This window comes from Staphylococcus sp. GDY8P198P, from assembly GCF_017891615.1.
GTDB lineage: Bacteria > Bacillota > Bacilli > Staphylococcales > Staphylococcaceae > Staphylococcus > Staphylococcus cohnii.
Genome location: NZ_JAESJQ010000001.1, coordinates 58822 through 84374, shown reverse-complemented (window position 1 = coordinate 84374; position 25553 = coordinate 58822). Strand labels below are relative to the sequence as shown.

General features: G+C 34.4%; 14 protein-coding genes and 1 pseudogene. 11 read left to right on the top strand and 4 right to left on the bottom strand.

Annotated features, from left to right (window positions below):
* Positions 1 to 69: 69 nt before the first annotated feature.
* From KA824_RS00325 to KA824_RS00290, 8 genes are all read left to right on the top strand, one after another.
* Entirely contained in the window at positions 70 to 657 is a 588-nt protein-coding gene (locus KA824_RS00325) for a thiamine phosphate synthase (protein WP_107505251.1), read from the top strand.
* 45 nt (positions 658 to 702) lie between these two features.
* Positions 703 to 903 carry a sulfur carrier protein ThiS gene (thiS, locus tag KA824_RS00320; protein WP_154409644.1) on the top strand — a complete coding sequence of 67 codons (201 nt, stop codon included), beginning with the start codon at positions 703 to 705 and terminating at the stop codon, positions 901 to 903.
* Between the two features lies 1 nt (position 904).
* Positions 905 to 1672, top strand: coding sequence for a thiazole synthase (locus KA824_RS00315; protein ID WP_107386322.1), 768 nt, complete (start codon positions 905 to 907; stop codon positions 1670 to 1672).
* Positions 1672 to 2670, top strand: a complete 999-nt coding sequence (locus KA824_RS00310) for a ThiF family adenylyltransferase (protein WP_181187285.1) — start codon at positions 1672 to 1674, stop codon at positions 2668 to 2670. Before KA824_RS00315 ends, KA824_RS00310 begins: the two co-directional genes overlap by 1 nt.
* A gap of 165 nt (positions 2671 to 2835) precedes the next feature.
* Positions 2836 to 4686 carry an anaerobic ribonucleoside-triphosphate reductase gene (gene nrdD, locus KA824_RS00305; RefSeq protein WP_181187284.1) on the top strand — a complete coding sequence of 617 codons (1851 nt, stop codon included), beginning with the start codon at positions 2836 to 2838 and terminating at the stop codon, positions 4684 to 4686.
* Entirely contained in the window at positions 4683 to 5216 is a 534-nt protein-coding gene (gene nrdG / locus KA824_RS00300; protein ID WP_154409645.1) for an anaerobic ribonucleoside-triphosphate reductase activating protein, read from the top strand. Before nrdD ends, nrdG begins: the two co-directional genes overlap by 4 nt.
* A 127-nt stretch (positions 5217 to 5343) precedes the next feature.
* On the top strand, positions 5344 to 6366 hold the full coding sequence (locus KA824_RS00295; protein ID WP_181187283.1) for a choloylglycine hydrolase family protein: 1023 nt from the start codon (positions 5344 to 5346) through the stop codon (positions 6364 to 6366).
* 254 nt (positions 6367 to 6620) lie between these two features.
* Positions 6621 to 13850: a GA-like domain-containing protein gene (locus KA824_RS00290; RefSeq protein WP_181187282.1), complete on the top strand. Its 7230-nt coding sequence runs from the start codon at positions 6621 to 6623 to the stop codon at positions 13848 to 13850.
* A 114-nt stretch (positions 13851 to 13964) separates the two neighbouring features.
* On the opposite strand, the gene KA824_RS00285 is transcribed toward KA824_RS00290, so the two are convergent.
* The 3 genes from KA824_RS00285 to KA824_RS00275 are packed head-to-tail and all read right to left on the bottom strand — an operon-like array spanning position 13965 to position 16544.
* A complete protein-coding gene (locus KA824_RS00285; protein WP_107386617.1) occupies positions 13965 to 14531 on the bottom strand; it encodes an NADPH-dependent FMN reductase in 567 nt (188 codons plus the stop codon).
* Between the two features lie 12 nt (positions 14532 to 14543).
* Positions 14544 to 15605, bottom strand: a complete 1062-nt coding sequence (locus KA824_RS00280) for an LLM class flavin-dependent oxidoreductase (RefSeq protein ID WP_154409647.1) — start codon at positions 15603 to 15605, stop codon at positions 14544 to 14546.
* Between the two features lie 12 nt (positions 15606 to 15617).
* The gene (locus KA824_RS00275; RefSeq protein ID WP_154409648.1) at positions 15618 to 16544 is read right to left on the bottom strand and encodes a VOC family protein; all 927 of its coding nucleotides are present in this window, start codon (positions 16542 to 16544) and stop codon (positions 15618 to 15620) included.
* A gap of 360 nt (positions 16545 to 16904) precedes the next feature.
* Here KA824_RS00275 and KA824_RS00270 point away from each other — a divergent pair, with 360 nt between their 5' ends.
* Positions 16905 to 17645, top strand: a complete 741-nt coding sequence (locus KA824_RS00270) for a sulfite exporter TauE/SafE family protein (RefSeq protein WP_107386620.1) — start codon at positions 16905 to 16907, stop codon at positions 17643 to 17645.
* Positions 17646 to 17709: 64 nt separating this feature from the next.
* Here KA824_RS00270 and KA824_RS00265 read toward each other — a convergent pair whose 3' ends face one another.
* Positions 17710 to 18123, bottom strand: coding sequence for a DUF2871 domain-containing protein (locus KA824_RS00265; RefSeq protein ID WP_154409649.1), 414 nt, complete (start codon positions 18121 to 18123; stop codon positions 17710 to 17712).
* A 407-nt stretch (positions 18124 to 18530) separates the two neighbouring features.
* Between KA824_RS00265 and KA824_RS12990 the strand changes: the two are divergent.
* Positions 18531 to 18624 (top strand): annotated as a pseudogene (locus KA824_RS12990) (YSIRK-type signal peptide-containing protein); the annotation flags it as partial.
* Between the two features lie 971 nt (positions 18625 to 19595).
* A partial coding sequence (locus tag KA824_RS00260) for an Ig-like domain-containing protein (protein ID WP_438873445.1) occupies positions 19596 to 25553 on the top strand: 5958 nt, incomplete at its 3' end.

The following is a 25553-nucleotide window of genomic DNA, read 5'->3' as shown; positions in this document are numbered from 1 at the left end:
GTCCGTTCACATTAACGTTATTTTTCCTATTTGGAAAAATAACGTTTTTTTATTTTAGGAGTGATTATAGTGATTATTGCGATTACCAGTTATCATAAATTAACTAAGCAAGATAGCATTAATTATTGCGAAATTGAACCTTATATAGATTACCTAATCGTCAGATCACCGATGTGTACTTCTGAGACAATAGAATGGATAAACCAACTAAAGCAACGGCATTTTCCGAAAGATAAAATTATTATTCACAGTGATTATCATGTACTCCAATCTTGCGACTTGTCACGTATACATTTTAGAGAAAATGATGAGCAAATTCGTGCTTTAAAACAACATTGTTCAAACATAAAAATAAGTATGTCTACACACAATCGCCAGGCGATCCAATGTGCAGAGGATTTAAATTTGGATTTTGTACTTTATGGGCACGTATTTGAAACAAAGTCTAAAAAAGGATTAGCACCTAAATCATTAACTGAGGTTAATGATGCATTGAAAAGTGATATTCCTGTAGTCGCATTAGGTGGTATTAATTTAAAAACGGTGTCTCATTTACCTAAAGGATTTCAAGGTATCGCAGGTATATCAATATTTAATCACTCGATAAAAACAGTACAAGCCTTACACAGAGCATGGTTAAATTATGAAGTAACCTAAGGTTAATTATTTACTTATCAATAAGTGAGAAAGGAATGAATCGTGATGCATTGTGTTATTAATGGTGATAATTTCACATTTGAAAACCCTTTGAATATACAAGAAATATTGCAAACACTCGGGTTAGAAGAAAAGAGAGTGATTGTTGAACATAATAAAAAATTAATTAAACAAAACCAATTTCAAGATTATATCGTTAATGATAAAGATTGTTTAGAATTACTAGAATTTGTAGGAGGCGGATAGGATGTTTAAAATAGGTAAATTTGAATTTAATTCAAGATTGTTATTAGGTACTGGTAAATTTGAAACAGAAGCCATTCAAAAGGAAGCTATAAACGCGTCTGAAACAGAGGTTTTAACTTTTGCAGTGCGTCGAATGAACTTATATGATGAGAAATTACCTAATCCTTTAGCAAAAGTTGACTTATCAAACTTTGTTACTTTTCCTAATACTGCTGGTGCAACATCAGCTGAGGAAGCGATAAGAATTGCAGAAATTGCTAACCACGCCCATCTTTGTGACATGATTAAAGTAGAAGTGATAGGTGATCAGGAAACCTTACTACCCGATCCTTTAGAAACATATGAGGCATGCAAAGTTTTGCTAGAAAAAGGTTATACAGTGTGTCCTTACATTTCAAATGATGTTGTACTTGCCAAACGTCTAGAAGAATTAGGTGTGCATGCAATTATGCCACTAGCTTCACCTATTGGTACTGGAAGAGGAATAAATAATCCTTTAAATCTACGTTATATTATTGAACGCGCCAATGTACCTGTAATAGTCGATGCAGGTGTAGGATCACCAAAAGATGCATGCCATGCTATGGAATTAGGTGCAGATGCCATTCTATTAAACACAGCAATTTCAAGTGCGAAAGATCCAGGGAAGATGGCAGAAGCTATGAAGTTGGGCATTCAAGCAGGAAGAATGAGTTATCAGGCAGGAAGAATACCAGTTAAGTATACAGCTCAAGCTTCAAGTCCAACAGAAGGAATCGGATTTTTATGATGGAAAGGTATTCTCGTCAAATACGTTATAAAAATTTTGGAAGAAATGGTCAGCGTAAACTAGAACAAACACACGTGATGATCGTAGGAGCCGGAGCATTAGGAAGTCATTGTGCAGAAATATTATCACGTATGGGAGTTGGCGAACTTACAATAATTGATATGGATATTGTAGAAATATCAAATTTACATAGGCAAGCCACTTATACTGAAAATGATGCACAAATGATGGTACCCAAAGTAGAAGCATTAAAAAAGCATTTATTAGATATAAATTCTAATATTAAAATCAACGCATTATACCAAGAAATAACTTGCACCAACATTGAACACATTTTAAGAAACTCTAATCCTGCTATCGTCATGGATGGAATGGATCATTTTAAAATTAGGTACTTGATTAACGAAGCATGCCACAAATTTTCGATACCTTGGATTTATGGGGCTGCAATTGGAAGTCAAGGCACCATTTATGGCATTGATTATAAAGGACCATGTTTAAAATGTGTGCTCGATAAAATACCTGAATCTGCAGAAAGTTGTTCTATTAATGGTGTGTTGCCTACAGTCATATACCAAGTAGCTAGTATGGAAGTCTCAGAATTATTGCGTTGGCTAACATCAGCTGGATTCTCTCAAAAATTAATAACGATAGATACTTTTTCAATTCAGTATCATACAGTGAATATCAACCAACTTAAAAATAGCAATTGTAGTATTTGTGTACATCAGCAATATGATTTACTTAATCAACCTCAGCGTACAAACGTAGAGTCTCAATGTGGCGATACATTTTTGCTTCGTTTCGATGAAAAAATGTTTGAATATGCGCATTATCTACCTGCAAAAATTAAAAAAGCAAATAGTTTTGCTAAATTACTTTCTTATAACGACACCGATATTACTTTATTTAAAGATGGCCGTATGAATGTTTATGGATTAGAAGATGAAGCACAAGCGCATGCATTATATACGCATTTTGCTAAAAGCATAAAATAGGACGTTTACATTTCTCAAAAGCAAAAATTTTAGAATAAAAATTAATGTTTCTTAAATCGTAACAAGTTTATGACATATTTGTTAACAGCCCTTCTTAACATTGAAACACTATATATTGTGGTATAAATTATGTTTATATACAATATATAGAAAAGAAGGGGTAAAATGAATAAATTAGAACAAGATTTGACGAAACTTATTACAAAAGATCCTACAGTTATTAACGAAAATGCGAATAAAGATAGTGCCACTTTTTCTACGATGAGAGATTTAACAGCAGGTGTTGTATCTAAATCATATGCTTTAGATTACTTATTGCCTAAACATATAGCAGAGGCACATAAAAGTGGTGATATACATTTCCATGATTTAGATTATCACCCTTTCCAACCACTCACTAACTGTTGTTTGATCGATGCTAAAAATATGTTGAAACATGGCTTTCGAATTGGCAATGCATCTGTAACATCTCCAAAATCAATTCAAACAGCTTCAGCTCAGCTAGTTCAAATTATCGCTAACGTTTCTAGTAGTCAGTATAGGGGTTGTACCATTGATAGAGTAGATGAATTATTAAGTGACTACGTAAAATATAATGAAGCAAAACATCGAAAATTAGCGCAACAATTTGTTGAAGATACACATATTGATGCTTATGTTGATCATCAAATTACACAAGACATTAATGACGCAATTGAAAGTCTAGAATATGAAATAAATACACTTTATACTTCAAATGGACAAACGCCATTTGTCACTCTTGGTTTTGGCCTAGGTATAGATGAATATAGTAGAAAAATTCAACAAGCTATATTGAAAACACGAATAAAAGGACTCGGAAAAGATCGTATTACAGCCATCTTTCCTAAACTTGTTTTTTCCATTAAAAAAGGGGTGAATTTTAGTCAAGATGACCCTAATTATGATATTAAAAAATTAGCGTTAGAGTGTTCTACAAAAAGAATGTACCCAGATATATTAAATTATGATAAAACAGTAGAAATTTTAGGTGATTTTAAAGCGCCAATGGGTTGTCGTTCTTTTTTACCAGAATGGAAAAATAAGCAAGGTGAAGCAGAAAATAATGGAAGATGTAATTTAGGGGTAGTTACGCTTAATGTACCTAGGATAGCTATAGAATCAAATGGTGATATGGAAAAGTTCTGGGAAATATTTCATGAGAGAATGCAAATTATGCACGATGCATTAGTTTATCGCATTAAACGTATGGAACAAGCTACGCCTGATAACGCCCCTATTTTATATAAAAATGGTGCTTTTAAACATTATTTAAGTGATGAAGATAGTGTAATGTCACTATTTAAAAATAAACGTGCCACGCTGTCGATCGGTTATATAGGTTTGTATGAGGCAGCTACAGTGTTTTATGGCCCTGAATGGGAAAAAACAGCAAGAGGTAAAGCATTTACGCTTCAAATATTAAAAGCTATGAAAGTTTATCAATTGGAATGGACAGAACGCTACGATATTTGGTTTAGTATCTATAGTACACCAAGTGAGTCTTTAACAGATCGTTTTTGCAGATTAGATAAAGAAAAGTTCGGAGATATATTAGATATTACGAGCAAGGGATATTATCAAAATTCGTTCCACTACGATGTGCGAAAAGATATTACACCGTTTGAAAAGATAGATTTTGAAAAAGATTATCCATTTTATGCTAGCGGTGGTTACATACATTATTGTGAATATCCAAAATTAGATCATAATATTAAAGCATTAGAAGCGGTTTGGGATTATTCATATGACAAAATCAGTTATCTAGGAACAAATATCCCTATAGATCATTGTCGTTTATGTGATTTTAAAGGTGATTTTAAAACAACCCCAACAGGATATCAGTGTCCGGAATGTGGAAATAGTGATCCTAAAACCGTAGATGTAGTAAAACGCACATGTGGTTATTTAGGAAATCCAGTGCAACGTCCTACAATCGAAGGTAGACATAAAGAAATTTGTGCAAGAGTAAAACATATGAAAGATCAATCGATATGACAATATTAAATATCATAAATGGACAAGGTTATATTGCCAAAATAGAGTCACAAAGTTTCGTAGATGGCGAAGGTGTGAGATGTAGTTTATATGTTTCAGGATGTCCATTTGCATGTTTAAATTGCTATAATAAAGTAGCACAAAATTTTAAATATGGTGAAAAATTTAATGATGAAATTTTGAAAGAAATAATAGAAAATTGTGATCCGGATTATATAGAAGGTTTAAGCATTTTAGGTGGGGAGCCATTTTGCAACTTAGACATAACACTCAAATGTGCTCATGCATTTAGACAACGTTTTGGTCATGAAAAAACTTTATGGGTATGGACAGGATTTTTATTTGAATACTTAAGGAATGATCAATATCAAAGAAATGAATTATTAAAAAATATAGATGTACTCGTGGACGGTCCTTTCATTCATCACTTATACAAACCCAATTTACCTTATAAAGGTTCATTAAATCAGCGTGTCATCGATGTGCAAAAATCACTAGCTAGCGGTAGAATTCATGAATATATAATTTAATGTTGTGATTCCATAACTATTTCCTGAAATTTAAGCGAATTGCTATTATTATGATATAAAGTTAATTACAATCATAATGAAGACAAAAATAGATTTAGTAAAGTGCTATTAAAGGAGCGTATAAGCAATGTGTACAGGTTTTTCATTTATGTCTGAGAATCATCAAGCTATATTAGGTCGAACAATGGATTTTGTTTATCAATTAAAAGGCAACCCAGCAGTTCAACCACGTCACTATTACTGGGAATCACGTGTAGAGTATAAAGGTGAAACATTATATGGTTTCGTAGGTTCAGGCAGTGATATGGAAGGTTTTTTATTTGGGGACGGTGTTAATGAGCATGGCATTGGCGTTTCAGTACAATATTTCAGAGGCTACGCTTCTTACGCAAATGAAACTAAAGCAGGCTATATGAATATTGCTCAAAATGAAGTGATAAATTGGATACTAGGTTATAACAAAAACATAGCTGATTTAATAAAAAATGCCCAATCTGTCAATGTTGTGGCGCATACTCTGAATGACCTCTCTGAAGTTCCACCGTTACATTATCATATTTCTGATGATACGGGTAGAACAGTAGAGCTTACTTTTAATAAAGGTCAAATAGTGGTTAATGACAATCCAGTTGCCGTTTTGACTAACAACCCTGATTTAAATTGGCATTATGAAAATTTAAAGAATTACATAAACATTACACCCCAAAAGCCAAAAGAAAAAAAGTTTGCTAATATTAATTTGAAATCGTTGGGAAATGAAGGCGGCACGTATGGCTTACCAGGTGGATATACTTCAGCAGAGAGATTTATTCGCATTGCTTACTTGAAAAATTATTTAGAAGAAGCAACAAATAGTCCAGAACAAGACATACTTAATGCATTTAAATTATTGGAAATCATGAGTATACCTAAAGGTGCAGTTAGAGATGAAGAAAATGAGTTACATTATACGTTGTATCAAACCGTATTAAATTTAACGACACGCACATTTTATATTAAATGGTATAATTCTAATAAAATTACTGAATTACATTTATCAGAAGACTTACTAAATAAAAAAGAAATGACGATTTTTGAGCCAACTGAAGGATTAGCAATAACTCGTTTGAATTTAAATTCAAACCGAGTACATGTATCGAATGAACTTTAAATAATAAATAACTAATAAAAGACACATAAAAACTGCTGTTTTTATGTGTCTTTTTTATGTTTATTAACAATCATTTTTGATGGTAAAACGTATTAATCTCACTATTTTACTTAAAAATTCAAATTTTTTACTGACGCATTATAAGTAGTGTTGGGTATTAAATTTAAAATTATAATGATTAAAGAAGGATAAATTGCATTAAATTTAATAATATCAAAAATGATTTTACTATCGAAAAGGAGAGTTAGATAACAATGAGGATATTTAAAGAGTATATGGCTAGGAAAAACAATCGATATTCCATACGTAAATTTACGGTTGGAACTGCTTCAGTGCTTTTAGGTAGTTTTTTAGTTTTTAACCACAGCGAAGAAGCCCAAGCTGATACTTTACAAAAAGAACAACAAGAAGTAAAAGAAATACCTCCTAAAGTAGATATAGAGAATACAAAAAATGATTCAAATTTTGATAATATACTAGAAAAAGAAAAAAATAATGACACGATACAGCAACCAACTCAAGCTGAAATTGAAAATAAAGAAATAGAAAAAGAAAGTATTTCGAAAGATACAAAATTAATTCAGGATAGCACTAATATAACTCAGCAACAATCAGAATCCAATGCCAATGCTATTGTTGAAAATAAAGAACAACCAGAGCATTCAGATGTAAAAGAATCAGACAAACAAAAAGATAAACAAGAAAAAACACCTGAAACTATTAAAAATGATGAAGAAATAAAATCATTAGATACTGAAAAAACAGATACAGATATAATACCAACGGGTACCGAAAAGCTCAGAAAAACGGATACTGCAATAAAAAGTGAATCAAAATTAAACGAAAACGAAAGACAAATCAATCAAAATTTGACTTCTATGGAAAATAGAGTTACTGAAGTGAAAGTTGAAGAGTTAAACAATAATTTAGAGAAAAACGAAGCAGAAAAAAGTTTGAGTACGAATGAAAAAAATCTCAAAAATGACAGACAACCAGAAAAGCAATATATTCCAAAAACTAGAGTAGTCAGAAGTATCGATAGAAATCGATACTATAATGGAACACACAATAATTATCATTATTTTGGGCCTAGATTATCTTATAATTCTCTAAGAGCGGGAGATAATATTACAACAGCATTTAATGAAGTAGAAAAAAATAGAACAGAATTAACCGAAGAAGAAAGAAAACTATTTCTGAGAAATATTATTAGACAAACTTCATTAAAAAATAATAAATCTGCTTATGACAGAATTTTTAATAGAGATTATTCTGTAGCTGGAAATAGAAAACTTACAGCGAACCAAGCTAAAAATATAAACGAACTACTATATAAAATGAAAAACTTAACTGTTAATCGTGATAATCCGAATTATCAAGGTATTTATACGTTTACAAATCAAAATGATGTAACTAAAAATGATTTTGGTATCGTAAAAGACGAAGTGTTACATGATGGCGACGCGTTAATTGCAACAATGGAATTGTCAAAAGAAAAAGGTAGAGGGACATACAGATTTGAAAATTATGCAATAAGACCTAATGATAGTCTCAATAAAAAAATAAAAAAAGTTATAGCAGTTTATGAAGGCAGACAAAGAATTATTCTGCAACAAGATCATTTAGGTTATTATTCATATACACGTCCAGACAGTGGTAGAAATGGAGATCCAGATAGAGGTGGCGGTTCAGGAGGCACAGTTAAATTTTACATTTCATTTGATGCCAACCAATATATTGATGTAAATAAAGACAAATTATTTGGTTATATTCTAAGTGATACTTTAGATCCAAATGTGTTAAGGGGCGTAAATATTACTAACAAAGCTGTTAATATTCAAGAAGTAGCAGATACAATAAATGAAGCTTTAAAAAAAGCAAAAATAAGAAAAGTAGAAGATGCTATAGAAGCAGCAACACAATTAAAACAACAAGCTGAAACAAAACTAGTCGAGGTAACTCGAGATCAATTAGTGACATCAACTGAAAAAGCTGAGATTGATAAAATGAATGTAGATATTGAAAAAGCCAAATCATCAGCAATGCAAATGTTAAACGCTCTACCGGACGGAATCACAAATAAAGATGTATTACGGAAAAGAATAAATGATATTACACCAGTAACATCACCAGAAGTGAACGATGCAGATAGTAACGGAGTCTTAGATGCAGAACAATTATCAGAAGCATCTCAAGCAGTAGCGAATGCCGAGCAAGCCAAAGCTGCAGTTGATACAAAACTTACTGAGGTTAATTCAGACAGTTTAGTGACACCGAACGAAAAAGCAGCAGTAGATAAGTTGATTCAAACATTAGAAGCTGCGAAACAAACAGCGAAAGAAAAATTAGATAATGTAGCAGATATTATAGCAGGTAAGACTGATTTACAAACAAGGTTAAATAATATCACATCTGTAACGTCACCAGAAGTGAACGACGTGGATAGTAACGGTGTGTTAGATACAGAACAATTGTCAGAAGCATCTGCAGCAGTGTCGAACGCTGAACAAGCAAAAACAGCAGTAGATACAAAAGTGACAGAAATTACAGCGGATGGCTTAGTTACTCCAGATGAAAAAACAGCAGTAGATGCGTTAATTCAAACTTTAGAAACTGCGAAACAAACAGCAAAAGAGATGTTAGATAGTGTACCGTCTAGTACCGCAGGCAAGACAGAGTTACAAACGAGACTAGATAATATTACATCTGTAACATCACCAGAAGTGAACGACGCGGATAGTAACGGTGTGTTAGATACCGAGCAATTGTCCGAGGCAGAGCAAGCAGTAGTGAATGCTGAACAAGCAAAAACAGCGGTAGATAATAAATTAGCAGATGTAACATCAGATGGTTTAGTGACACCGGATGAAAAATCTGAAGTAGACCAATTGATTCAAGCATTAGTAACTGCTAAACAAGAAGCGAAAGAAAAATTAGATAGTGTACCAAATGGTACAGCAGGAAAAGACGAGTTACAAACAAGATCGGGTAATATCGCATCAGTTGTATCACCAGAGGTGAATGATGCAGATAGTAATGGTGTATTAGATACAGAACAATTGTCAGAGGCAGAGCAAGCAGTGACAAACGCTGAGCAAGCGAAAACGGCAGTAGACACAAAATTAACTGAAATAATAGCGGATGGATTAGTAACACCGGAAGAAAAAGTGGCAGTGGATCAATTAACACAAGCATTAGAGACAGCAAAACAAACAGCGAAAGAGAAATTAGATAGTGTACCAAACGGCACCGCGGGTAAAGGTGATTTGCAAATAAGATTGGATAACATCACATCCGTAACATCACCGGAAGTGAACGATGCAGATAGTAATGGTATGTTAGATACTGATCAATTGTCAGAGGCAGAGCAAGCAGTGACAAATGTTGAGCAAGCAAAAGTCGCAGTAGATAATAAATTAGCGGATGTAACATCAGATGGCCTAGTGACTCCTGATGAAAAATCCGAAGTAGATGTGTTAATCCAAGCATTAGACACTGCGAAACAAGCAGCGCAAGAAAAACTAGATAGTGTACCAAATAGTACCGTAGGTAAGACTGACTTACAAACGAGATTCAATAACATCGCATCAGTTGTATCGCCAGAGGTGAATGATGCAGATAGTAACGGTGTCTTAGATACAGAACAATTGTCAGAGGCAGAGCAAGCAGTGTCAAATGCGGAACAAGCAAAAAGAACAGTAGATACCAAGTTAGCAAATGTAACAACTGACGGATTAATAACAGCAGATGAAAAAGCCGAAGTAGATGCGTTAATCCAAGCGTTAGAAACTGCGAAACAAACAGCAAAAGAGAAGTTAGATAGTGTACCGTCTAGTACCGCAGGAAAAGACGCGTTACAAACAAGACTGGATAATATCGCACCAGTAACATCTCCAGAAGTAAATGATGCAGATAGTAACGGAGTGTTAGATACTGAACAATTATCTGAAGCAGAAAAATCAGTGACAAATGCTGAACAGACAAAAAGCGCAGTAGATACGAAACTGGCAGAAATCACAGCGGATGGTCTAGTAACTCCGAATGAAAAATCCGAAGTAGACGCGTTAATTCAAACATTAGAAACTGCAAAACAAACAGCGAAAGAGAAGTTAGATAATGTACCAAATGGCACAGTAGGTAAAACTGAGCTGAAAACAAGATTGGATAATATTGCATCTGTAACTTCCCCAGAGGTGAATGATGTAGATGGTAATGGGGTCTTAGATACTGACCAATTGTCCGAAGCAAGTCAAGCAGTAGTGAATGCTGAACAAGCGAAAACAGCGGTAGATAATAAATTAGCAGATGTAACATCCGATGGTCTAGTAACTCCAGATGAAAAATCGGCAGTGGACCAATTAATTCAAGCATTAGAAACTGCAAAACAAGCAGCGAAAGAAAAGCTAGATAGTGTACCAAGGGGCACTGTAGGAAAAGACGCGTTACAAACAAGATTGGACAATATTGCACCAGTAACATCTCCAGAAGTAAATGATGCAGATAGTAATGGAGTCTTGGATATAGATAAGTTATCTGAAGCATCACAAGCAGTAGCGAATGCGGAACAGGCAAAAACAGCAGTGGATACAAAAGTGACAGAAATTACAGCGGATGGTTTAGTAACTCCAGATGAAAAAGCAGCGGTAGACGCGTTAATTCAAACATTAGTAGCTGCGAAACAAACAGCAAAAGAGAAGTTAGATAGCGTACCGTCTAGTACCACAGGTAAAGATGAGCTACAAAGAAGATTGGATAACATCACATCCGTAACATCACCGGAAGTGAACGATGCTGATAGTAACGGAGTCTTAGATACAGAACAATTGTCAGAAGTATCTGCAGCAGTGTCGAACGCGGAACAAACAAAAACAACAGTTGATAATAAATTAGCGGATGTAACATCAGATGGCTTAGTGACTCCAGATGAAAAAGCCGCAGTAGATGCGTTAATTCAAACATTAGATACTGCAAAACAAGTAGCAAAAGAAAAATTAGATAAGGTACAAGACGGAACAGCAGATAAAGATGTGTTGCAAAGAAGATTAGACCAAATACCATCCGTAGTATCACCAGAAGTAAATGATGCAGATAGTAACGGAGTCTTAGATACAGTACAATTGTCAGAAGCAACTCAAGCAGTGATAAATGCCGAGCAAGCGAAAACAGCAGTAGATAATAAACTGACTGAAGTTACAGCTGATGGTTTGGTAACACCGGATGAAAAATCCGCAGTAGATGCGTTAATTCAAACTTTAGAGACTGCAAAACAAACAGCGAAAGAAAAATTAGATAGTGTACCGGATGGCACTGAAGGAAAAGCTACTTTACAAACAAGACTAGATAGCATCTCATCCGTAATATCACCGGAAGTAAATGATGTGGATAGTAATGGAGTATTAGATACTGAGCAATTATTAATAGCATCTCATATAATAGAGAATGTGGAACAAGTAAAAGGAACATTGGATACAAAGCTTTCTGAAATCACATCCGATGGTTTAGTGACTCCGGGTGAAAAAGCGGAAATCGATAGACTAATCTTGGGACTGAAAGTAATAAAACAAGCAGCAAAAGATAAACTGAATACTGTACCGGACAGCACAACAGGTAAAGATGCGTTACAACGAAGATTAGACAATATCACTTCCGTAACGTCACCAGAGATAAATGATGCGGATAGTAATGGTGTGTTAGATACAGAACAATTATCCGAAGCGACTGAAGCAGTGATAAATGCCGAGCAAGCAAAAACTGCAGTAGATACTAAACTGACTGAAATTACATCTGATGGATTAGTGACACCGCATGAAAAAGCTGAAGTAGACGCGTTAGTTCAATCATTAGAAACTGCAAAACAAACAGCGAAAGAGAAACTAGATAGTGTACCGAATATCATAGCAGGTAAAGCAGAGTTACAAGCAAGATTGAATCAAATTACATCTGTAACATCGCCAGAAGTGAACGATGTAGATAGTAACGGTGTGTTAGATACACAACAATTATCAGAGGCAGAAAAAGTAATCAAAGCAGCCGAATCAACAAAAACAGCAGTGGATACTAAGTTGGCCGATATTACATCAGATGGCTTAGTAAATCCAAAAGAAAAGGCAGAAATCGATAAGTTGATTCAAAAATTAGATAAAGAAAAACAAGCAGCGAAAGATAAGCTAGCCCAAGTACCGAACGGCACAGCAGGAAAAGCAGAGTTACAAAGAAAACTAGACCAAATTACATCTGTAACATCACCAAAAGTGAACGACGCAGATAGTAATGGTGTACAAGATACAAAACAAGTCTCAGAGGTAAATAAAGCAATCAAAGCAGCAGAATCAGCAAAAACAGCAGTGGATACTAAGTTGGCCGATATTACATCAGATGGCTTAGTAAATCCAAAAGAAAAGGCAGAAATCGATAAGTTGATTCAAAAATTAGATAATGAAAAACAAGCAGCGAAAGATAAGCTAGCCCAAGTACCGAATGGCACAGCAGATAAAGCAGAATTACAAAGAAGATTAGACGAAATCGTATCTGTAACATCGCCAGAAGTGAACGACGCAGATAGTAATGGTGTACAAGATACAAAACAAGTCTCAAAAATAAGCAAAGCAATCAAAGCAGTAGAATCAACAAAAGCAGCAGTAGATAATAAACTGGCCGATATTACATCAGATGGCTTAGTAAATCCAAAAGAGAAAGCAGAAATCGATAAGTTGATTCAAAAATTAGATAAAGAAAAACAAGCAGCGAAAAGTAATCTAGCCCAAGTACCGAATGGCACAGCAGGAAAAGCAGAGTTACAAAGAAAACTAGAACAAATTACATCTGTAACATCACCAAAAGTGAACGACGCAGATAGTAATGGTGTCTTAGATACAAAACAAGTTTCAGAGGCCAAAAAAGCAATTGCAGACGCTAAAGCAGCACAAACAAAAATCATTAATAAGATAAAAGAGATTAGAAAAGATGGTCTGATTACTCCTAGTGAGCAAGCTGATTTAGACAAACTCATAGAAAAATTGGATTCAATAAGACGAATTGCAAAAGAAAAAATAAGTAACTTACCAAGCGGTACAGCAAATATTGATGGATTACAGACTAAATTAGATAACATCACATCAGTAACAAAAGTAAATGATAAAGATAATAATAGTATATTAGGTAAGAAACAGGCATTGGACACGGAGCAAGTAAAAGATAAGCATAATACAAGTCATTTTGATAATGACGAACAAGCGACTATAAATAGCAAATCGCTAGGCATAGATTTAAGTCAATTTAATGTTCAAAATAATCGTCACAACCTTGAAGTATTAAATAAAAAATCATTTGAAAATCCAAATAAAGAAAATAACTTCAATATGAATTTACCGTATACTGGATTAGACAAAAAGAACCCTTATGCATTCGAAATTCTATTTGGAATTTTAGGATTAATGATCGTTTATAGAAGATATTTAACAAGTGATAAAAACATAGAACATTAAGTTTGAAACTTTAAAAGTTTCATTGAATTTATAAGCACTTTGGAATGATTAGATTAAAAGTCTAATATCCAAAGTGCTTTTTTTAATGAAATTTAATATATTGATAGTAACGATTTAGAAGTCATATTGATTTTCTTCTTCCTTCAAAACTTGTGTATATGCTTTTGAAGTGCGTAATGTAGATAAAACTAAGTCATCTAATCTAAATAAAATGTCATCATTTACAATCTCACCATTTGAAAAGTCACGTTCTTCTATAAATACATAAGCTTGCATAATATGTGCCTTCATATAACCTAATATCGGTTTTAGTTGTGTTTCAGGGATGAGATAATGTTTTGGTGATCCAGCAGTTGCAACTATACTTACGATTTTATCTTTAAATGCATTAACTGGTAGTAAGTCAAATACATTTTTCAATGTACCTGGAATGGAAGCTTGGAAGATAGGAAATCCGATGAAAATGACATCAGCATTCATCAAAGTTTGAGTAAGATATAACGTATCGCCACTGTAATCTAAATAATTTCTTCCATCACTAAACACCAATTCTAACTCTTTTAAATCTATAAAATTAACATGATGCGTATCATCTTGATTATTAAGTGCTTGATTCAAATAAGTCATGGCAGTACGTGTTTTTGAACCAACGCTAGAGCCAGATAGTAATACAATATTCATAGTATCATTGACCTACTTTCTTAAATGTTTTTTTACAGCTGGAATAATTTCATTACCTATAAGTTCTATATTCTTCATAATTTTATTAAACGGAACACCGCCAAAATCAATTTGAGCCATAAATCGTTGGTGATTGTATAATTCATGTTGATACAGAATTTTTTCGATGATTTGTTGTGGACTACCAACCATTAAAGCATCTCTATAATCAGGAGCTTTTGCAAATTGTTGTTTTGGATAACCTGTACCTCTAATAAATGACATTCCAACATTTAGATGTGGGTAGAACTCTTTCAAAGCATCTTGAGTTGTGTCAGCAGTATAAAATAAACTTGCTGTTGATACTGGTAAAGATTCCGGTGAATGATCAAAACCATTTTCTTGTGCAGTGAGTCTGTACTGTTCAATGGACTCTTTAAAGGTCATTGCTGGACCGCCGAGTGTTGTAATCATCATTGGTATACCTTGTCTACCTGCTTTGATAGCACTTGCGGGAGGGCCTCCAACTGCGCGCCAAATAGGTAATGTGTCATCAATTGGACGTGGGAAAATCTTCATGTTATTTAAATCAGGTCTAAATTTACCTGACCAAGTAATTTTATCGGTTTTATTTAATTCCATTAATAAATTAAGTTTTTCTTCATAAAGTTCGTCATAATTATTCAAGTCTAATCCAAATAAATCAAATATACCTGTACGTGAAGCGCGACCTGCTACAATTTCAGCTCGGCCATGTGAAATTAAGTCTAAAGTAGCAAAATCTTCAAATACTCTTACAGGATCTGCAGCACTTATAATACTAGAAGAACTGGAAATTTTTATTGTTTTAGTGGCTTGCGCTATGGCACCTAAAACTACTGTGTGTGCTTGTGTTGTAAAATGTTCTTGGTGGCTTTCACCGACACCAAATACATCAATACCAGCCTGTTCAGCTAATTGACTAGCTTCTATAAGTTCATTAATTCTTTGCTCATAACTCACTTTTTCTCCATTATGCGGATTTAATAAATGATCACCTAATGAGTAGAGCCCAAATTCCAATGGAGTATTTTCATTCATTTTTAAATGTGCCATATAATCACCTTTCTATAATTCATGTAGATTATTTTCAATTTCTGTTCGTTGTGCTTCCATAAAGTCTGGTAAATTTAAATGTTTACCCAAATCTTCTATTTTTGTGTCTACCGTAAATCCAGGTTCATTCGTAGCAAATTCGTATAAAATACGATTTTGTCTATAATATAAAGATTTGAAAAAGTATCTGTCTATAATTCCTGAATTATTTTCAGGTTGTTGCTCTATTATTTTATGAATTGAATTTAAATCACTATCTTTTGGTGTATTAACAGCAATATGATGCACATAACCTTGACCAGGTCTAGCACGTTCACCTTGTTGTTCTACAATAACAAAATCAGTATATAATCCATTTTGATCTAAAGTCATAACAGTATCGTTTACATCTTCTTTAAGTGTATATGACAAGCTATTTTTTAAGAAATCGAGCGTGGCTTGAGCATTTTTAACTCTTAGTTCTACAGGGCCCATACCTAAAATTTGGTATTGCTCGGGAATCTCACTATACGGATTTTTTCTCCAAGCATTCGGTGTATGATAATTGCCATTAACTAATAAAATAATCTCCAAACCATCTATATCATTAAAAGTAATAGCAGGCTGATTTAAATAATCTAATGATGTCCATGTAATTTTGAATTGATTTAGTCTTTCTTTAAAAAAATTCAGAGCATTTTCATCAGGGACAAGTAATGATAAGCGATAGATAGAATCAGTTCCAGGACGATTTTTCCCTAAAAGTGGTATTTCAAAAAAACTTAATAACGTGCCAGCAGAACCAATTTCATCTCCAAAGAATAAATGATACATTTTAGGATTATCTTGGTTAACTGATTTTTCAACCAACCTTAGTCCTAATACTTGAGTATAAAAGTCTTTATTTTTTTGAGCATTTTTTGTATACATTGAAATGTGATGGTGACCAACGATATTCATATATATACCTCCTCGTAATAAACTTTTCAGTTGCTCGTGTTATCAGTATAATAGCAATAAAACTTCTCAATACTCATAACCATTATCGTATAGATTAAACACCTTTGGTATAAAAAATATACTAGTTTTGTATAATATATTTCCTTTTTACAAAAAAAGCAAGTTTGAAAGTTTATGAATGATAGAACTATGAAGAATGGTCTGATTTTTAAATATCTGAATTAAAGTTTGGTATAATTATTTTAATAGTGTCTGAAAATTTATTATCAGTAAGCATTAATTAAAAATATTAATAAATAACATAATATTGTGAAAGAAATATGACACGTATTGATGACGAACTAAATCAGGAGTTAAAGTATGGATTTATTTTTAGTTTACATTTTAATTGCTATATTTTTAGGTGGTTTAGTCAGAACATATTTTGGTTTTGGGGAAGCACTCGTGAGCATGCCACTTTTAACATTGATAGGGCTAAACTTACATACATCTATTTCACTGGTAGGCTTAGCTGGACTAATGGTAGCAAGTTTAAATATATTTTTAGATTATAGGAATATAAAAATTAAAGTATTATTATTGATGTTGTTAGGGAGCTTATTAGGTGTTCCAATTGGCATATTGATTTTACAGCATATTACAACCTCTTATATACAATTGATGCTAGGACTATTTTTAATACTTTATGGTGTATATGCGTTTGGAAAAATTACCTTTTTTAAAAATAGATATAATATCATATTGAAATCTAATATTTGGGCGAGCCTAACAGGTATGATTTCAGGTATATTAGGAAGTTTGTATAATTCACACGGTGTACCAGTTGTAATTTATGGCACAATGTCACCTTGGCATATTAAAGATTTTAGAAGTACGGTACAAGCACATTTTTTAATTACAGCGATATTTGTAGTGATTGGACAAGCATCTGGAGGGATATGGACTGGCCAAACGGTATCCTTATTTTTGTTGAGCATACCTTGTTTGATTATTTCAGTCATTATTGGAAAGTATCTAATAAATCACACGACTTATCATAATTTTGAAAAATGGATATACTTATTTATTACAATTTTAGGATTTTTACTATTGTTAATATAAAATCAAAAGGTCGAATTGCGTTCTATTTTTAGAAACGTGATTCGACCTTTAACTATATTTACTATTATTTGGAATTGACATTAATACTTTTATTCAATAATACGAAGAATAAAATGAAAGCAATGGAAATAGCAATATGACCTAATCCCGAAATGCCAGCAATAGCAGGGCTCACTTCAAAACCTTTCATAGTTGCTATACCATTAACAAATTGCATAGCAACCGTTAATAATACCCCGATATGATAAACATAAAAGAAATAATTAAATAAAGTATGATGCTGAGTAAGTTTTAATTGGTGTTCTATCACCATAAATATTAAAAACATGATTGTACCTAATACGAGTAGATGTGTATGCGTTACATTTAATTGCGAATAACCACTAAAATTTTCTGTTTTTGACATCTCTCTATAAAATAGACCACTGAGCATGCCTAATAAAGTATAAAATGCTGAACTGAACATTAATTTTTTCATTTTAACGACCTCCTGTAATGAATGTTTAATTTTAATATAAAGTAAGATTATGAACTCTATATGAACGATTAAAAAATTTTCTTATTTTTGTATGGTATTAAGTACTTATGTAGTATTTGTTCTTCAAAACTTTCCATTACTTAATCAACTTTACAATTCAAAGTAATTTATTTTATCGTGCTTAATGGAATAATTTATTGCAATACAGAACCTCTAAATTTAGAAATTTAACAATATTGAAAAATTATTAATTGCGGTATGCTAAAAACTATATATTTAAAATTGCGAACAACTGTGATTTGTGACATTGTTTTTAATTAATAACTTACCTTTAAAAAAAAACTTGATTTTTCAAATTAATTGAGTAGAATTAAATTGTGGTAAAGATTATTTTGAGGTGGGAAAAGATGAAAAACAAACAAGGATTTTTACCTAATAGGTTAAACAAGTACTCTATTAGAAAGTTTACAGTTGGAACAGCATCATTATTAATTGGGGCAACACTTGTATTTGGTGTTAGTAGCGAAGTAAAAGCTGATGAATTAGACTCAATTACTAATGATAATAAGGCTAATGATTCAGATAAAGGTGAAGCACTTGATGTGCAAGATATAAAAAGTGTAGAAGATAATAACACAACGTCAAGTCGTAGTGAAAATTCGGTTACTGAAGAAAAGACAGAAAATTCTAATAATGAATTGCAAACAGAAGAAACTGATAATGACCTTAATCCGGATCAAAAAGAGTTAGATAATAATGGTGCAGCATTAGGTAATACAGAAGAATATAATAACACTAATGAATCTACAAATGAGGTTTTGAATAAGCAACCAACAGAAGCATCAGATATATCTGAAACAAAACAAGATGTAAACAATGATACTTCTAGTTCAGCTGAAGATAGTACGAATAAAGATAATACGGATCAAAAAACAACGACTAAAAGTAATGAACAAACAAATGATAAAAATAAAGCTGAAGATACAACAGATGAAACATCAACTGAGACGTCAACAGAAACAACAAAGGATACAGATATATCTAGTAACGAAACGCCAACTGAAAAAGCATTAGAAAAAAATCCTGACACTTCTAATAAGACAAAAGAAGACACTAGAACAGAAAATTTAGATGGACAAAATGATAATCAACCATTAAGTGAACCATCCTCTGAAGAAGAAAGAACTACGAAAGTGACGAGAAATCCTGAAACAAATAATCATATACAGTCAAAATTAACAAAACAATTGTCAGAAACAGAGAATAAACAAAAGGCTGTTGAAGACTATTTAAATAGTCAGCTTTCAACAGAAGACACTAAAGCAATTTTAGAAAACGCTGATATTGATTATAAAAATACAACTGATGAAGCAATAAATATTGAAATTTTAAAGGCTTCAATTATTCAACTTTCGAATGAACAGGATAAAACGAAAACGTTAGCCACTCCAAAACGTACCTTGTTGCGTTCTATGGCTACGCCAACTGCATTACGAGCAGCAGTAGAACAAAATGAAAAAGTTGAAAAATCACTTGGCTATATGGACAACTATACATTTGCATCATTGATTTTTGATCCAGGCAAGTTAGATTCACAAAAGACTTTAGACAGCAATATCATACCTTTTGATATTCATAGTTACATGTCAGGTTCAAATTCAGGTGATCGCTATAAAATTGATTTGAAATTGGATCCGAAAATAGCGAGTCATGTCACAAAAATATCTGCCAATCCTAGTGGTAGAAATACCCCTGTTGAATTTATAAGATTAAAAGATGAAGACGGTAATTTCACTAATACTTGGGAAATAAATTTCATTAGAGCAAATGATGGCTTGTTTGGAGGCGCTGAAATATTATCACAGTATACAGCGGCCAACGGTAAGATAGAGTTAGATGATACGATAGGTAACATTTTGAATGCATCTGGAGATTTAAGTAATAATAAGTTGAATTATCAAATGTTTATTAGAGATTCACTTTCTAATAAAATAGTTAAAACTTCTGAAAGTAGTGGTTATTTCTTAACTACATCTGACAAAGATTTAAGTCAATTAGAAAATAACCTTTCTCCAGAAAATAGTAATGCATTTAAAGCAAGTAGTGGCTCTGCAACATATGATGGTTCTGTAGGAACACATGGAGGGTTACTGATTGATCAACAAATAATGAAAAATGGTATCTTCTCATATTCTAAAATTAAATCAAAACAATGGTCATATAATTATCAAATAGATAAAGATTTATTGCCGTATATTGAAGGAGTAGAATTACATACGTATGACTACAAAGGCCTTTCAGGCTTTGACAAGACGTATCACGCTGAAGATAAAGTAGCTGATTTACAGCTTGATAGTATCGGTAATGGCACAATTACTAGTAATGACTTAAATAAATTAATCGAGTTTAACAATACTTTACCTGAAACAGTAGGCGTTCGTATTGTAATTAAGTTAAATCAAAGTGTAAATAATATATTAACTAAAGATGCGGAATATGATTCTGAAGGTAATCTTATTCGAGAAACAACAAAACAAAAAGAAGATTTTACCTTTGCAGGTTATTTAACTGATAGTAATAATCTTTTAATAAATAATACGTTAGGGACTTCAACTTTAGCACTACAAGATTATGATAAAGATGGTTTACTAGACCGATATGAACGACAAGTATCACTTTCAGATCCTGAAAACGAAGATACAGATGGAGATGGTAAAAACGATGGTGATGAAGTCATCAACTATAAAACTTCACCATTAGTAGGTAAACCTGATGCGGCCGATATTACAAATGAGGATAGAGTTGTAACTGGGTCAGTTCCATTAAAAGAAGGTGCAGCAACTCAAACTGCAAAAGTGTTAGATGCAACTGGAAAAGTCATTGGTACATCAATAGTTAATCCTGATGGTACATTTTCGGTATCTATTCCGCAATCACCTGAGTGTACCTATACTATCGCAATCGATTCACCTAATTATGAAAATGATGAAGTAAATACATTTGAAGTTATTGATATTTCCAAGGTACCAACACCATCAATTAATCCAGTTGATGACAATGATACAGTAATTAAAGTTAATGGTTCAGCAGGTGCAACTGTTACGGTTAAAGATAATAACAATGTTGAGATTGGAAAAGTTCAAATTCCTAATGATGGTTCAGCAGCCTCTTTAACATTGAATCAACCATTGAAAGCTGGGACTATTTTAACTGCAACAGCTAGCAAAGGTGGAAAAACAAGTGAAGTTTCAGATCAAATTACAGTAACAGATGCGACAGCACCAGATGCACCAGTGATAAATCCAATAACAAGTAAAGCCACACAAGTAACTGGTACAGCAGAACCTAATTCAACAGTAACTGTTGCTTTCTCAGGTGGTGGTAAAGTTTCAGTAACTACTGACAGTCAAGGTAGATATACAGTAGATATACCAAGTGGTGTTACTCTGCAAGGTGGAGAAGTATTTAAAGCAATAGCAACAGATAAAGCAGGTAATGAATCATCTGTTGCGACACGTATAGTAACAGACGTAACAGCACCAGATGCTCCTACATTAAATGATGTCAATAGTAATAGTAAGCAATTGAATGGGCAAGCAGAAGCAAATTCAACAGTTAGTGTGACTTTCCCAAGTGGCGAAGTTGTAGATACAGTAGCAGATCAAGATGGAAATTTCACAGTAGACATTCCAGAAAACGAAGGATTACAAGGTGGAGAAACGATAGTAGCTACGTCGAAGGACAAAGCAGGTAACATTTCTCAAAAAGGTAGCACTCAAGTCATAGATGCAACAGCGCCAGATGCACCACAAATAAGCCATGTGACAAGTGTAAGTACAGAGGTTAAAGGCACAGCAGAAGCAAATTCGACAGTTAGTGTGACCTTCCCAAGTGGTGAAGTTGTGGAAACCAAGGCTGATCAAGATGGAAATTTCACTGTATCTATCCCAGAAAACGAAGAGTTACAAGGTAAAGAAACGATCAGTGCTACATCAAAAGACAGTGCAGGTAATGTTTCTCATGCTGGATCAACAACAGTAACAGATGCAACAGCACCAGCACCACCAACGGTTAACAGTGTAACTAGTCAAGATACAAATATTAGTGGAACAGCAGAGCCAGGGTCAACAGTCACAATAACATTCCCAAATGGTGAAGTTGCTACTGGTGAAACAGATGAAACAGGAAAATATATAATAGCAATTCCGAATGAAGTTGATTTAGAAGGTGGCGAAGAATTACAGGTTATATCCACAGACGATACTGGTAATGAAACAGAACCAGTTAAAACAACGGTTAAAGATACAACAGCACCAGATGCGCCAACAATAAACGATGTAACAAGTGAAGATACACAAATTATCGGTAAAGCTGAACCAGGATCAACAGTCACAGTGACATTCCCAGACAATACTACAGCGATAGGCACAGCTGATGACCAAGGTAATTACACAATAGATATTACGTCCGGTACTAAGTTAGAAGGTAGTGAAGAACTACAAGTAACAGCAACAGATAAAACAGGAAATATTTCAAAACCAACTTCAACGACTGTTATAGATAAGACAGCACCGGATGCGCCTAAAGTAAATAGAGTATCAAGTGAAGACGTACAAATTGCGGGAAGTTCAGAACCTAATTCAACAGTTACAATCACATTCCCTGGTAATATCACGGTTGATGTAGAAGCGGATGAACACGGTAACTTTATCGTAGATATTCCAAATACGGTTGATTTAATTGGTGGCGAAGAGATTCAAGCAATAGCACAAGATAAATCTAATAATAAATCAATAGAAGCTTCAACAATAGTAGTTGATGCAACAGCGCCAAACGCACCAACAGTGAAAGATGTAACAAGTGAAGATACAACAATTGGTGGCACAGCAGAACCAGGATCAACAGTCACAGTGACATTCCCAGATGGTACTACAGCAGAAAGTAAAGCAAATGACCAAGGTGAATATACAATTACTATACCTGAAAAAATAGATTTAAAAGGTGACGAAGAACTATTAATATCAGCGATGGATAGTAATGGAAATATCTCAGATTCTTTAACAACAACCGTTAAAGACACAACAGCACCAGAAGCACCGACGGTGAAAGACGTAACAAGTGAAGATACAACAATTGATGGCACAGCAGAGCCAGGATCAACGGTCACAGTAACGTTCCCAGATGGGACAACGGCAACGGGCACAACTGATGACCAAGGTAACTATACAATCGAAATTCCATCAGATGTGGACTTAGACGGTGGAGAAGACATTGTCGTAACAGCAACAGATAAAGATGGCAATACATCGTCAGAAGCAACGACAACAGTAGTAGACACGACAGCTCCATCAGCACCAACGGTGAAAGACATAACAAGTGAAGATACAACAATTGGTGGCACAGCAGAGCCAGGATCAACAGTTACAGTAACGTTCCCAGATGGCACAACGGCAACAGGAACAGCTGATGACAAGGGCAACTATACAATCGAAATTCCATCAAATGTCAAATTAGATGGCGGAGAAGACATCAAAGTGGTAGCAACAGATAAAGATGGCAACACATCGTCAGAAGCAACAACAACAGTAGTAGATACAACAGCACCAGAAGCACCGACGGTGAAAGGTGTAACAAGCGAAGATACAACAATTAGTGGCACGGCAGAGCCAGGATCAACAGTCACAGTAACGTTCCCAGATGGCACAACAGCAACGGGCACAGCTGATGACCAAGGTAACTATACAATCGAAATTCCATCAGATGTAGACTTAGACGGTGGAGAAGACATTGTCGTAACAGCAACAGATAAAGATGGCAATACATCGTCAGAAGCAACGACAACAGTAGTAGACACGACAGCTCCATCAGCACCAACGGTGAAAGACGTAACAAGTGACGACACAACAATTGGTGGCACAGCAGAACCAGGATCAACGGTCACAGTAACGTTCCCAGATGGGACAACGGCAACAGGTACTGCAGACAGTGAAGGAAACTACACAATTGAAATTCCATCAGATGTAGACTTAGACGGTGGAGAAGACATCAAAGTTGTAGCGACAGATAAAGATGGCAACACATCGTCAGAAGCAACAACAACAGTAGTAGACACAACAGCACCAGAAGCACCGACGGTGAAAGGTGTAACAAGCGAAGATACAACAATTAGTGGCACGGCAGAGCCAGGATCAACAGTCACAGTAACGTTCCCAGACGGAACAACAGCAACAGGCAAAACTGATGACCAAGGCAACTACACAATTGAAATTCCATCAGATGTAGACTTAGACGGTGGAGAAGAGATCAAAGTTGTAGCAACAGATAAAGATGGCAACAAATCAGAAGAAACTACGACAACAGTAGTAGATACAACAGCTCCATCAGCACCAACGGTGAACGGTGTAACAAGTGACGACACAACAATTGGTGGAACAGCAGAACCAGGATCAACAGTCACAGTAACGTTCCCAGATGGGACAACGGCAACAGGTACTGCAGACAGTGAAGGCAACTATACAATTGAAATCCCATCAGATGTGGACTTAGACGATGGGGAGCCAATCAAAGTTGTAGCAACAGATAAAGATGGCAACACATCGTCAGAAGCAACAACAACAGTAGTAGATACAACAGCACCAGAAGCACCGACGGTGAAAGGCGTAACAAGCGAAGATACAACAATTGGTGGCACAGCAGAGCCAGGATCAACGGTCACAGTAACGTTCCCAGATGGGACAACGGCAACAGGTACTGCAGACAGTGAAGGCAACTACACAATTGATATTCCATCAAATGTCAAATTAGATGGCGGAGAAGATATTATAGTTACTGCTAAAGATAAAGATGGCAATACATCAGAAGAAGCGAAGACAACAGTAGTAGATACAACAGCTCCATCAGCACCAACGGTGAACGGTGTAACAAGTGACGACACAACAATTGGTGGAACAGCAGAACCAGGATCAACAGTCACAGTAACGTTCCCAGACGGAACAACAGCAACGGTCACAACTGATGACCAAGGTAACTATACAATCGAAATTCCATCAGATGTGGACTTAGACGGTGGAGAAGACATCAAAGTGGTAGCGACAGATAAAGATGGCAACACATCGTCAGAAGCAACAACAACAGTAGTAGACACAACAGCACCAGAAGCACCGACGGTGAAAGGTGTAACAAGCGAAGATACAACAATTAGTGGCACGGCAGAGCCAGGATCAACAGTCACAGTAACGTTCCCAGACGGAACAACAGCAACAGGCAAAACTGATGACCAAGGCAACTATACAATTGAAATTCCATCTAGCATAGATTTAAAAGGTGGCGAAGAATTACAAGTCACAGCAAAAGATAAAAATGGTAATGTATCTAAACCAAATATTGTTATAGTAAGTACTACGGGAGAAAATCCAGGCAACGGAGAAAAT